General features: G+C 54.1%; 10 protein-coding genes. 7 read left to right on the forward strand and 3 right to left on the reverse strand.

Annotated features, from left to right (window positions below):
- Positions 1–29 precede the first annotated feature (29 nt).
- From AC4EYZ_RS16860 to AC4EYZ_RS16880, 5 genes are all read left to right on the forward strand, one after another.
- Complete coding sequence (locus tag AC4EYZ_RS16860; RefSeq protein WP_317998401.1) at positions 30–1,046, forward strand: IS30 family transposase; 1,017 nt, start codon at positions 30–32, stop codon at positions 1,044–1,046.
- A gap of 356 nt (positions 1,047–1,402) precedes the next feature.
- Positions 1,403–2,815, forward strand: coding sequence for an SEL1-like repeat protein (locus tag AC4EYZ_RS16865; protein WP_474191893.1), 1,413 nt, complete (start codon positions 1,403–1,405; stop codon positions 2,813–2,815).
- 82 nt (positions 2,816–2,897) lie between these two features.
- Positions 2,898–3,641: a hypothetical protein gene (locus tag AC4EYZ_RS16870; RefSeq protein ID WP_027956896.1), complete on the forward strand. Its 744-nt coding sequence runs from the start codon at positions 2,898–2,900 to the stop codon at positions 3,639–3,641.
- Between the two features lie 186 nt (positions 3,642–3,827).
- Complete coding sequence (locus AC4EYZ_RS16875; RefSeq protein WP_474191892.1) at positions 3,828–5,039, forward strand: YeeE/YedE family protein; 1,212 nt, start codon at positions 3,828–3,830, stop codon at positions 5,037–5,039.
- A gap of 191 nt (positions 5,040–5,230) precedes the next feature.
- Positions 5,231–6,910, forward strand: coding sequence for an NAD-dependent malic enzyme (locus AC4EYZ_RS16880; RefSeq protein ID WP_039859571.1), 1,680 nt, complete (start codon positions 5,231–5,233; stop codon positions 6,908–6,910).
- 64 nt (positions 6,911–6,974) lie between these two features.
- Here AC4EYZ_RS16880 and acnA read toward each other — a convergent pair whose 3' ends face one another.
- A complete protein-coding gene (acnA, locus tag AC4EYZ_RS16885) occupies positions 6,975–9,707 on the reverse strand; it encodes an aconitate hydratase AcnA (protein ID WP_027956894.1) in 2,733 nt (910 codons plus the stop codon).
- 272 nt (positions 9,708–9,979) lie between these two features.
- Here acnA and trxB point away from each other — a divergent pair, with 272 nt between their 5' ends.
- Positions 9,980–10,930, forward strand: coding sequence for a thioredoxin-disulfide reductase (gene trxB, locus AC4EYZ_RS16890; RefSeq protein ID WP_009287549.1), 951 nt, complete (start codon positions 9,980–9,982; stop codon positions 10,928–10,930).
- Positions 10,931–10,973: 43 nt separating this feature from the next.
- On the opposite strand, the gene AC4EYZ_RS16895 is transcribed toward trxB, so the two are convergent.
- Positions 10,974–11,510 carry a GspH/FimT family pseudopilin gene (locus tag AC4EYZ_RS16895; protein ID WP_474191891.1) on the reverse strand — a complete coding sequence of 179 codons (537 nt, stop codon included), beginning with the start codon at positions 11,508–11,510 and terminating at the stop codon, positions 10,974–10,976.
- A 134-nt stretch (positions 11,511–11,644) separates the two neighbouring features.
- Between AC4EYZ_RS16895 and thiO the strand changes: the two genes are divergently transcribed.
- Positions 11,645–12,760 (forward strand): glycine oxidase ThiO, encoded by a 1,116-nt coding sequence (gene thiO, locus AC4EYZ_RS16900; protein ID WP_009287551.1) that lies wholly within the window; start codon positions 11,645–11,647, stop codon positions 12,758–12,760.
- Here thiO and AC4EYZ_RS16905 read toward each other — a convergent pair.
- Positions 12,757–13,029, reverse strand: a complete 273-nt coding sequence (locus AC4EYZ_RS16905) for a PP0621 family protein (protein ID WP_039859573.1) — start codon at positions 13,027–13,029, stop codon at positions 12,757–12,759. The two genes, thiO and AC4EYZ_RS16905, sit on opposite strands and share 4 nt — an antisense overlap.
- Positions 13,030–13,130 lie beyond the last annotated feature (101 nt).

The raw sequence follows: 13,130 nt of genomic DNA on the forward strand, positions 1-13,130 counted from the left end.
ACCTGAGCATTTCGCTAAGGTGTTGTCCCATGTCTTACCTCGAACTCAGCATTGAAGAACGTGCCAGCATCCAAGTGGGTCAAGCCCAAGGGATGAGCCTTCGGCATATTGCCCAGCTCTTAGGGCGAGCTCCTTCAACCATCTCTCGTGAAATACGCCGTAACCAAATAGCCCAGAACGGTTACTGTGCCCGGCACGCTCAACGTCAGCGAGAAAAGCGTCGAGCTGCCTGTCGCCCGACACAGAAGCTTGTGCCGGGCACGGAGCGTTTTGACCTCATCGTTTATATGTTGCGACAACGCTTGTCTCCTGAACAAATTAGCGGCAAGCTCAAAATGATGAAACTACCTGATTTGCGCGATGCCTACGTCTGCCGAGAAACCATCTACACGGCCATTTATGCCTTGCCTGTTGGCCACCTTCGCAAGGAACTGATTCACTGCTTGCGACAAGGTAAAACCACACGCAAGCCTCGCCGTGGCGAAGTGGATCGACGTGGACAGATCCCTGACATGGTCAGCATTCACTTACGTCCGCCCGAGGTCAGTAAGCGTGAAATGCCCGGCCACTGGGAGGGCGATCTGATTAAAGGTAAGAATAACGCGTCTGCGGTAGGCACCTTGGTAGAACTTAGTAGTGGCTATCTGATACTCGCAAAAATGGATGACGCCACCGCCACATCCGCCGTCGCAGGCTTTAGTGCTGCCCTGAACCGAATGCCGACCACCGCTCGAAAAAGCATGACTTATGATCAGGGGCGTGAAATGGCACACCATGCAAAAATTACTCAAGAAACCGGTGTTGCGATTTACTTTTGCGATCCCCATAGCCCCTGGCAGCGGGGGGCCAATGAGAATATCAATGGCCTAATCCGTCAATATTTACCGAAAGGAACGGATCTTTCAGTGCATAGCCAGGAAGAGCTAGACGCCATTGCCTTTGAGCTAAATATGCGACCTCGAAAACGCTTTGGGTTTAAATGTCCGATAGAAGTGATGAGCGAGCTGATGACCAAGTACCATGAAAGCCCATCAACCATCCAGTGAGTGTGTTGCACTCAGAGTCTGCATCCGCCCTGGTATGGTCAGTTATCTGGACTCTTTATTTTTTACGCTCTAAGAGAGTGGCTAACACCTATTGGCGAGATGAAAAGGCTATAAAGAATTCGGCAGCTTAAGCGGCGTCGTAGTACGGGTAAAACGATCATGCTGAACTAAGCCTCGGAGTTTGCTGACCACGAGGCTGTTACAAAGGCGGTTAGCGCCTCTGTTTATTTCTTGATCCTTGTTACTCAGGCCCTTGTGGGAGTCATGAGATCAAGAGAATGAGTGGTTTGTATAGAAATCCAACAAATAGTCTGAGAAGATAAGTAGAATTAAGATCAGTGCAGGGATTGCATGCCATGCCTCACCTTATTGCTATATCACTTCTGAGTCTCACCCTTTTCTTATGCTCCTCACCCGCATTAGCCCAGCCGATGAATGAAGCGCTTAGCGATTATACTGACGATCAAGTTAATGCAGGTTTTGATCAGCTTGTCGCACGCGCTAAGCAAGGTGATTCGGAGTCACAGTATCAGCTTGGTGCTATGTATCGTCACGGCGATGGCGTATCCAAAAATACTAACAAAGCCATCACGTGGCTTAGACTCGCGACAAAACAGGGGCATCCTGACGCCCAATTTATGCTGGCAGGGATGTATTACTTAGGGATTGGGCTCCCTCAAAGCTCTAGTGACGCGGCCGAGCTATATTTTCTCGCCGCTGAACAGGGTGTTCCCGATGCACAGTATAACTTAGGTGTTATGTATCGCGATGGCGAAGGCGTAGTACAGGATTTTAGTAAAGCCATCGAGTGGTTTCAGTTAGCCGCCGACCAAGAAGTGGTTGATGCCTATAATAACTTAGCCTGGCTTTACTATCGGGGCGAAGGCGTTACTCAAAGCATGAGTGACGCCTTAAGGCTATTTAATCTTGCGGCTGAGAACGGCCATATGGGCGCTCAAAACCAACTGGGGTATATGTATGCCAATGGCGAGGGCGTTACCCAGAATGAGGATACCGCGACTGAGTGGTATCGCCGGGCCGCAGAACAAGGGGATGCCGATGCGCAGTTTAGAGTGGGCTACCGGTACGATACCGGCCTGGGCGTTGCTCAAAATAGCCGCAAGGCGTTGGGTTGGTATCGCCAGGCTGCTGAGCAAGGCCATATTTCTGCCCAGTTCAACACGGGCATCATGTACCGAGACGGAGAAGGCGTTGAGCAAGACGCGCGAGCAGCGGCAGACTGGTTTCGGCTGGCCGCCGAGCAGGGCGATGCTGATGCACAGTTTGAATTAGGCTATATGTATGATTTTGGTGCAGGTATTCCCCCAAACCCAGAAAAAGCGATGATGTGGTACCGTCGCGCCGCAGAGCAGGGTGACGTCATGGCTCAATTCAACCTGGGGGCTATGTACCGTTACAACCCAGGCGTTGAACGAGACGATCATGAAGCGGCGCACTGGTACCGTCTTGCCGCCGAACAGGGAGATACTGATGCTCAAACCATGCTAGGCGCTATGTACCAGTTTGGTGAAGGCGTGCCTATTAACCGTGTACTCGCCCTGCAGTGGTATCAACAAGCGGCCATTCAGGGCAATGCTATGGCCCAATACAATTTAGGCAGTATGTACCTTCGCGGCGAAAGCATTCCCGAGAGCCGGAGCGACGCCATTCGCTGGTTTGATCTTGCCGCCCGCCAAGGGGAACCGAATGCCCAGTTTACGCTTACTCTCATTTACGTCGAATCACTAGGGCTTTTAGCAGGTGGCTAGCTCGTAATTAGTTCACTTATTATCTGCAATCAAGAAGACAATTAGGCTACGACTAAGCTCTGTCTTACACCAAGGACAAAATATGCGACTACTTATTGCCATCTTGCTGTTTCTTACTTGTGCGGTCTTTACACTCGCGACTCCTAATGGTTATGTTAGCTACGAGGGATTGATTGTAGATATTATCTTAACGGCTATTTTAATCCCATCATTGATGGCGCTTCCTTTCTGCCTACCCAAATCTGGTAGAAACGTTAGGCGTTTCCTCAAAGCATATAATATCGCCGTGCTTGTTGTTATTTTATTTCAAGTTAAAGACCTTCCTGTTGGTAAAGAAAAAGCCATCGCTTCCACAGAGGATGCCAATAACTCTGAAGTGATCAGTAGCGACGCAACAAAAAAAATTACCAATGGCGAGTTCGCTATATCCGTTCCACTTACCTGGGCCATTTATGCGCCCAGCGGGAAAGACTATATTTTAAGAACAAAGAGTGAAACAGGTGAGTTAGAAATGTTCATTGGTTTCGATCAGAATGATGCCTCTCTTACCTTAGAAGAGTACGGTTTATTGCTTGAAAGCAGTTTCCAATATCATGTGCCGGGCGATATTTTTGTATCGACCTCGGCCAATTGCGGAGTAAAAGACATCGAGTGTCTTTATCAAGTCGTAAACATTGTAGATGGCGATCAAGAAACATCTACCCTCGTTGCTTCTTTAGCCGCTCCTAATGGGCACTATAGAATAATGATAAACACCTTTACTGCGTCGTGGGAGGAACAGAGCGCCACAATATTCAAAGTACTGCATTCTTTTAGGTTGCTATAGCAGGGTGATTCTTGCGCTAGACTGGTGCGTTGCTCCATCATCCATATATTCCCCAAAGATATAACTACCTTTAAATAAAGAATTTCCCGCACTCTACAGCTATCGTTAGGCTTATAACTATTGTCCATGTCTACCAAAAGCGCCTGTTTGTTAACAGGCGCTTTTGGTGCTGCTAAAGGTGAATGTATGTCTACAACGACGGTTGCTGCGCCGCAGAGCTATCGCGTGCCGCTGATAGCCACAGCGGCGATTGTGCTGGGTGCGTTGCTTATTGGGGTTGTCTTTGACGCCAACATTGGCCTGTTGATGATTGTCGGCGGGCTATTTGGCATGGTGCTGTATCACGCTGCCTTTGGTTTTACCTCAGCGTGGCGGGTATTTATTACTGAGCGGCGCGGGCGTGGCCTGCGTGCCCAGATGGTGATGCTGGCGATTGCTGTGGTGCTGTTTTTCCCTGCCTTGGGGGCGGGTTCCCTGTTTGGCAACGAGGTGTCGGGCTTTGTGGCGCCCATTGGTATTTCTGTGTTGGTAGGGGCGTTCCTGTTCGGTGTGGGCATGCAGTTAGGCGGCGGCTGTGCCTCTGGCACGCTGTTTACCGCAGGCGGTGGTAACGCGCGCATGCTGATCACTCTGGTGTTCTTTATTGTCGGCTCGGTGATTGGCTCGGCGCATTTTGCCTGGTGGCAGAGCTTACCGGCCTTTCAACCGGTATCGCTGGTTAACGTCGCCGGGGTCAGTGGGGGGATCGCTATTAGCCTGGTGCTGTTTGCTGCTATTACGGCGTTTACCTGGGTGATGGAGAAGCGTCGTCACGGTCAGTTAGAGCAGGCGTCCATGGTCGATAAGCATGGGTATGCGCGTTGGTTAACTGGGCCTTGGCCGTTAGTGGCGGGCGCGGTGGCGTTGGCGTTGCTCAACTTTGCCACCTTGGCACTGGCAGGCCGCCCTTGGGGAATTACCTCTGCGTTTGCGCTGTGGGGTGCTAAAGGCTTTGAACTGGTGGGCGGCGATGTCAGCCAGTGGGGCTATTGGCAGTCCCCTGGCAACGCAGCGGCCCTTAAAGCCAGCGTATGGAGCGACATCACTACGGTAATGAATGTCGGTATTATGCTGGGCGCGCTGGCTGCCGCCAGCTTGGCGGGTCGCTTTGCACCTAACTTCAGAATCCCGTTGAAATCTATCTTGGCCGCGGTCATCGGCGGCATCTTGCTAGGTTATGGCGCGCGTTTGGCGTTTGGTTGCAATATTGGTGCTTACTTCAGCGGCATTGCCTCTGGCAGCCTTCACGGTTGGGTATGGCTGGTAGCGGCGTTTGCGGGCAACATGTTTGGCGTTAAGCTGCGGCCGTTCTTCTTCGCTGGCGTGGAGGGGCGCAAACCCACCGCTAAAACTTGCTAGGGCATCGTTAGATCACTAGTTAATCGCGCCATCACGCCTCGGTTTAGGCTTCCTAAACCGAGGCGTTTTTTTATCAACATGGTCGCTCTCTTCCACCTTTGTCGCAGGAGCATGTTACATTACGCTCAAACGCCGCAAACGCCCGATGTTGCTGCATTGCAGCAGTGATTGACATAAAAAAGAGAGTGCTTATGACTACCGAGAGTAGACGCCCCCTATACCTTCCTTACGCCGGTCCTTCTTTGCTCGAAATGCCGCTATTGAACAAAGGCAGCGCGTTTACTCAGCAGGAGCGCTTGGCGTTTAACCTGATTGGTTTGCTGCCGCAGAAGGTAGAAACTATTGAGGATCAGCTAGAGCGGGTCTACCGCCAGTACCAACAATGCCATAGCGACCTCGAAAAGCACATCCACCTGCGCGCCATTCAAGACGACAACGAAACACTCTATTTCCGTATGGTTTCCCAGCATCTTGAAGAGATGCTGCCGATTATTTACACCCCCACGGTAGGGCAGGCGTGTCAGGAATTTTCCAACATTTACCGTAACCACCGCGGCCTGTTTATTAGCTATCCTGACCGCGAACATATGGATGATATCCTGCGCAGCGCCACCAAAGATAATGTCAAAGTGATCGTAGTGACCGATGGTGAGCGCATTCTAGGCCTCGGCGACCAGGGCATCGGGGGCATGGGTATCCCGATTGGTAAACTGGCGTTGTATACCGCCTGTGGCGGTATTAGCCCCGCCTACACGCTGCCGATCATGATTGATGTGGGCACTAACAACAAAGCGCTGCTGGATGATCCCATGTACATGGGCTGGCGCCACGAGCGGGTAGGGCAGGAAGAGTACGATGCGTTCATGGCAGAATTTATCGCTGCTGTGAAGCGCCGCTGGCCGAACGTGCTGCTGCAGTTTGAGGACTTTGCCCAGGCCAATGCGGTGCCGCTGCTAGAGCGCTATCGCAACGAGCTTTGCTGCTTCAACGACGATGTGCAGGGGACTGCCTCTGTGGTGGTGGGTACGCTAATGGCGGCTTGTCAGGCCCGGGAAGAGACCATTGCCCAGCAGCGTGTGGTGTTTGTAGGTGGCGGTTCCGCGGGGTGTGGAATCGCCGAGCAGGTGGTCGTAGCGATGGAAGCGGAGGGCTTGACCGAAAGCGAAGCACGGTCGCGTATTTACATTGTCGATCGCGACGGCTTGATGACCAGCGATCAAGAGTGGCAGCGCGACTTCCAGCGCCGGTTAGCCCACGACCCTTCGCTAGTCGCCGAGTGGAATGGCCAGGGTCTGGAAGAGACGATTGCTCAGATCAAACCAACAGTGCTGATCGGTGTCTGCGGCCAGCGCGGTATCTTCACCGAGCAGGTGGTGCGCACCATGCACGCGGGCTGTGAGCACCCGGTCATCATGCCGCTCTCTAACCCTACTTCCCAGGCAGAGGCCGTGCCAGAGGATGTTATTCGCTGGACCGACGGCCAAGCCTTGGTAGCCACCGGTAGCCCCTTTGCGCCGGTGGTTTACAACGGCCGTACTTATCCGATTGCCCAGTGCAACAATGCCTATATCTTCCCAGGCATTGGGTTGGGCGTGATTGCTGCCAGTGCCAATCGAGTCACCGACGAGATGCTGATGAGCGCCTCGCGGGCGCTGGCCCGTGAAGCGCCGCTGGTTAAAGAGGGCAAGGGTGCTTTGCTGCCGCCGCTATCGCGTATTCGCGATATCAGCAAGTCGATTGCTTTTGAAGTGGCTGCCCAGGCACAGCAGAATGGCGTGGCACTGAAAACCAGTGGTACGACGCTACGGGAACTGATTGAAAAGGCGTCCTGGTCGCCAGATTATCGCACCTATCGCCGTCGCGCTTTTTAATCACTCGGCTAAAAAAAGCCCCCACCGAGGTGGGGGCATGCAAGCATTGGTAGGTTTTACCCTTTTAGGCTGCGCCGATCATCTTGCGCAACACGTAGTGAAGGATACCACCGTGACGGTAGTAAGCCAGCTCGTTTACCGTATCAATTCGGCACTTGGCATCAACGCTACGTTCCCCGTCGGCATTTTTGATCACGATTTTGACCGTGCCACCTGGCGTCAGGTCGCTTAATCCGGCAATCGAAATCTCTTCATCGCCGGTTAACCCCAACGTTTTACGGCTTTCGCCTTCGGCAAACTGCAGCGGTACAACGCCCATGCCGATCAGGTTAGAGCGGTGGATGCGCTCGAAGGATTCGGCAATCACCGCGCGAACGCCCAGCAAACGGGTGCCTTTGGCCGCCCAATCCCGTGAGGAGCCGGTGCCGTACTCTTTACCGGCGATCACGACGAGCGGTTTGCCTTCCTCTTTGTACTTCATGGCCGCATCGTAAATGGCCATCTGCTCGCCGCTGGGTACGTGGCGTGTTTCACCGCCGACCACACCGTCGAGCATCTCGTTTTTGATCCGCACGTTGGCGAAGGTGCCGCGCATCATGACTTCATGGTTACCCCGGCGTGAGCCGTAGGAGTTGAAGTCGACCGGCCTGACGCCGTGTTCTTGCAGATAGCGCCCGGCGGGGCTGTCAGGCTTGATGGCACCGGCAGGGGAGATATGGTCGGTGGTCACCGAATCACCCAGCATGGCAAGCACGCGGGCACTGTGCACATCTTCGATGGCATCCGGCTCGCGGCCCATGCCTTCAAAGAAGGGCGGGTGCTGAATGTAGGTGGATTCAGGCCACTGATAGACCTTGCTTTCTGACACGTCGATGGCTTTCCAGACATCGTCACCCTCAAACACTGCGCCGTATTCTTTACGGAACATGGCGGTGTTGACCTGCTCGACGGCGCTGGCAATCTCGGCCTGACTGGGCCAGATATCTTTGAGGTAGACCGGGTCGCCGTTGCTATCTTTGCCCAACGGCGCCTGGGTAAGGTCAAGCTGGACATTACCCGCCAGGGCGTAAGCCACCACCAGGGGCGGCGAGGCCAGCCAGTTGGTTTTGACCAACGGGTGTACACGGCCCTCAAAGTTACGGTTACCGGAGAGCACCGAGGCCACGGCAAGATCGCCGCTGTTGATCGCTTTTTCGATCTCATCAGGCAGCGGGCCGGAGTTACCGATACAGGTGGTGCAGCCGTAGCCGACGAGGTTGAAGCCCAGTGCATCCAAGTCATCGTTTAATTCAGCGGCTTCCAGATAATCGGTGACCACTTTGGAACCTGGTGCTAAGGAGGTTTTCACCCAGGGCTTCGTGGTTAACCCCTTTTCACGCGCTTTACGTGCCAGCAGCCCAGCGGCCATCATCACGCTGGGGTTGGAGGTGTTGGTGCACGAGGTAATCGCCGCAATCACCACCGCCCCGGGGTCAAGGCTGAAATCATGGTCATCAAGCGTAACGGCCTGGCTGGTGTCATGCTCGAAGCTGCGCCTCACCCCCACGGCGGTTTGGCCGCCTTCAGAAGAGAGTTCCCCCTTTGCGTTGGCATCCGCGTTGACGTCTTCCTGCATGAACTTGTCAAAGGCCGCCGCCATGTCTTTCAGCGCCACGCGATCCTGCGGACGTTTGGGGCCGGCCAGGCTGGCCTCTACCTCGGTCATGTCCAGTGCTAGGGCGTCGGTGAAGATCGGCTCGTCATTAGGTTCACGCCACAGCCCTTGGGCCTTGCTATAGGCTTCCACCAGGGCGACTTGCTCATCTTCACGCCCCGTCAGGCGCATATAGTTCAGGGTTTCTTCATCCACTGGGAAGAAACCACAGGTAGCACCATACTCGGGGGCCATATTGGCGATCGTGGCACGATCCGCCAGCGGCAGGTCTTTCAAACCATCGCCGTAGAACTCGACAAATTTACCCACCACGCCTTTTTTACGCAGCATCTCGGTAACGGTGAGTACCAGGTCAGTGGCGGTAATACCTTCGCGTAGCTTGCCGGTTAATTTAAAGCCAATCACTTCGGGGATCAGCATCGACACCGGCTGACCGAGCATGGCCGCTTCGGCTTCAATACCGCCCACGCCCCAGCCAAGCACGCCCAGGCCGTTGATCATGGTGGTGTGAGAGTCAGTGCCCACGAGGGTGTCGGGGTAGGCAAAGGTCTTGCCGTCTTCGTCCTTCGTCCATACCGTTCTGCCTAGGTACTCCAGGTTGACCTGGTGACAAATACCGGTACCGGGGGGAACGACGCTAAAGTTATCAAACGCCTGCTGGCCCCAGCGTAGAAACTCGTAGCGCTCGCGGTTGCGCTGCATTTCGATATCGACGTTCTCTTGAAACGCCGCCGGGTTGCCGAACTTATCGACCATTACCGAGTGGTCGATAACGAGATCGACGGGGGAAAGCGGGTTGATCTTCGCCGGGTCTTCGCCCAGCTTTTCTACCGCGGCGCGCATGGAGGCTAAATCCACCACGCCGGGCACGCCGGTAAAGTCCTGCATGAGTACCCGCGCCGGGCGGTAGCCGATTTCGCGGCTGGATTTGCCCTCGGCCTGCCAGTCGACCAGGGCCTGCATATCTTCCTGATCTACGCTTTCGTCGTCGGCGAAGCGCAGCTGGTTTTCGAGTAGAATCTTGAGCGTCTTGGGTAGCCGGTCAATGCTGCCCAGGGTCTCGGCCGCGTGGGGCAGGCTGTAGTAGTGATAGGTTTTACTACCAACCTCTAGGGTGTTTAGCGTATCGGGTATCTTGCTCATATCTCTCTCCTCTGGTTGCTGAGCGCAGCGCTCAGCATGACGGTCACGATCTTTCTTTAGTATAGATTTCCCCCCAGTATGGCGTTGATTTAGTAATAACACATGGGTCTTTGCACAGAGGCTTTCAAGGTTTCTTCGCCTAATAGCGTAGATGAAACCTTGCAATAGCTTGTACTTGGCACCATTTCAGGCAGACTCTGTGGCTAATTTTTTCAAAGCTATTAACACAGCTAGCGACAAAGCTATCAGTCAGATATTTACAAGGTGGTGTCATGGAAACTCGTCATGAGCGTTTGATTATTCTTGGATCCGGTCCCGCAGGCTATACGGCTGCCGTCTATGCTGCTCGGGCCAACCTGAAGCCGCTGCTAATTACCGGTATTCAGGCGGGTGGCCAACTGACCACCACAACCGATGTGGATAACTGGCCCGGCGACGCTCAAGGCGTACAGGGGCCGGAGTTGATGGAGCGCATGAAGCAGCACGCCGAACGTTTCAATACAGAGGTGCTGTTTGATCACATCAATGAGGTTAGCTTAAGCGAAAAACCGTTTACCTTAAAAGGCGATAGCGGTATTTATACCTGCGATGCGTTGATCGTGGCCACCGGCGCCAGTGCCCGTTACCTGGGTCTGCCCACTGAGCAGCAGTTTATGGGTCAAGGGGTGTCGGCCTGCGCTACCTGCGATGGTTTTTTCTACCGCAATCAGGAAGTCATTGTGGTGGGCGGCGGCAATACCGCCGTGGAAGAGGCGCTCTATCTCTCTAACATTGCTTCCAAAGTGACCCTGGTACACCGCCGTGACACGTTGCGGGCGGAAAAAATCCTCCAAGATAAGCTTTTCGAGAAAGCTGAGGCGGGCAAAATCGTTCTTGAGTGGTTCCAGGAAGTCGAAGAAGTGCTCGGCGATAACTCCGGTGTTACAGGCGTTCGGGTTAAATCCACTAAAGATGGTTCAAGCAAAGAGATTCATGCGCCTGGACTGTTTATTGCCATTGGCCATAGCCCCAACACAGGGATCTTTGCGGGTCAGTTGGACATGAACGGCGGCTATATCAAAGTGCATTCAGGCCTTGAAGGGAATGCAACCGCGACTAGCGTACCGGGCGTATTTGCCTGCGGCGACGTGATGGATCACATTTATCGTCAAGCAATCACTTCAGCTGGCAGCGGCTGCATGGCAGCGCTGGATGCCGAGCGCTATTTAGACGGTATTGCTTAAAACCATTGTCACAACGCCGTGAATGAGTTGAAGCGCCTAATGATTAACAGTCGATAGGCGCTTCATCAATCCTTAGCCGCCCTAATTGGCTAAGTACCAGCTTTTTACCCTTAGAGCCCACGGCGCCGCTGGTTGAGCAAATAGCAAAACTGCCGTTATAACCGCTGGTATAGCCCAGCGGGCTGTAACGGATACGCGACCAGCCCCGGTTGTAGGTCACTTGTGTGCCTTGTTGCGCGGGCACAATGCGCAAAATGTCTTCTTCAGTGATGCTATCGGTTTTATTGCCCCACACAATCATAAGCTCTCCACCCCAGTCATTAGCGCAAGCCTCACGGTTCTGCAAGGCTGGGCAAAGCGTCAGCTGGCGGCGTTGGCTAATCGCTGTATTACGCGCGAACGAAAACGCACTCTGGAATCGATTGACCTCGCTAGTCTGTGCGGTACGCTCCCCCAATGCTTGAAAATTGGGTAGCCCCCAGGCGGCGATGATTCCAACCAACAGCAGGGTGATCAGTAGCTCGAGCAGTGTAAACCCGTTTTCAGGTGTGGTGTGCGTCTTGACGTAAAAACTGCTCATCGCCTCTCCTCACTTGACCTTGTTATCGCCCGCGCTATGCTCACTCTCCTTTACCAGTAGCGAACATATCGTCGTTAATAGGTCATCCTAGGCGGCGCTACGCTTTTTTTATGTAAGCCAAAACGGACAATTTTGTGAGCGATTTCTTAATTATTGGCGGCGGCGTGATCGGTATGATGACAGCGCTGCAGTTAGCCGATGCCGGTCACCAGGTCACACTGGTTGATCGTGGTGAGTGCGGTAAAGAGGCATCCTGGGCGGGCGGTGGTATCGTTTCGCCGCTCTATCCCTGGCGCTACGACTCTGCGGTATCGCAACTTTCCCGCTGGTCGGAAGGCGTTTACCCCTCTTTGGCCCTGCGCTTATTGGAAGAGACCGGTATTGACCCCGAATATCGTCAAAAAGGGCTGCTCTACCTAAATGTGGACGATGCCGACCAAGCGCTGCAATGGGCACGCCAGCTGGGGAAACCGCTAGAGCGGGTAGGGGCAGACTTTGTTCACGCTAAAGAACCTGGTGTGGCAATGGCTGACGATAGCGCGCTATGGATGCCGACGCTGGGCAGTGTGCGCAATCCGCGTTTAGCCAAGGCGTTGAAGGCGCGGTTAGCGGCGATGCCCCAGGTAACGCTGAAAGAGCAGTGCGAGGTCAGTGGTTTTATTCAACAGGGTGGCAAAGTAGAGGGCATCGTTGAAGGCGTGGTGACGTCTCAGGGGCTGATAACGGCTGAACGCATTATTGTTTGCGGCGGCGCTTGGGCTGCGCAGCTCTTGTCGCAGTTGAATGTGCAGTTGCCGGTAAGACCCGTTAAAGGTCAGATGATCGCTTACCAAGCACCCAAAGGGTTGGTGCAGCGCGTGGTGTTAAAAGATGGGCGCTATATTATTCCGCGTGCAGATGGCTTGCTATTGGTCGGTTCTACATTGGAAGAGGCGGGGTTTGACAAGCGCACCGATGAGGCGGCATTGGCGTCGCTAAAACAGAGTGCTGAAGCGATCCTGCCCGCTTTGGCAACGTGCCCGGTAGCACACCAGTGGGCCGGCCTGCGGCCTGGATCCCCAACGGGCATTCCCTTTATCGGCGCGCTGCCTGAATGGAGTAACGTCTTCGTCAATGCCGGGCACTATCGCAACGGCTTGGTGCTGGCGCCTGCTTCGACCCATTTACTGGTGGATCAACTGCTGGGGCGCGAGCCACTAATTGACCCCGCGCCTTACCAACTTACGCCAGAGCGGCTAATACAGGCTTAAGGTGTGCCGTCTTTATCCTGCTGCTCCTGCAGGAAGCGGTCGCGATGGGCGCTGGAGCAGAACCACTGCTCCTGGTCACGCAGTGCTTCGTCTTCAGGAACGTGCACCTCACACCAGCGGCAGCGCACCATTTTGCCACCCTCGTGGCGGTTGACTTTTTTATGCTGCGCTTCATGCTCAAGCTTACGTTGCCGGTATATGCCGTATAGCTTTAAACCGGCATAGAATATAACGGCGAAGATAATCAGCCGAATGATCAAGAGGTTCATCCTTTTGTGTCTCCCAAAGTGGGAATCTAGGCACAAGGCGTTAGGATAGACCCGCAGCCTTTGCCAGTTGGCGGCCCTTGCGGGACAATACGACTATGTTG

This window comes from Vreelandella sp. 162(4c), assembly GCF_058152265.1.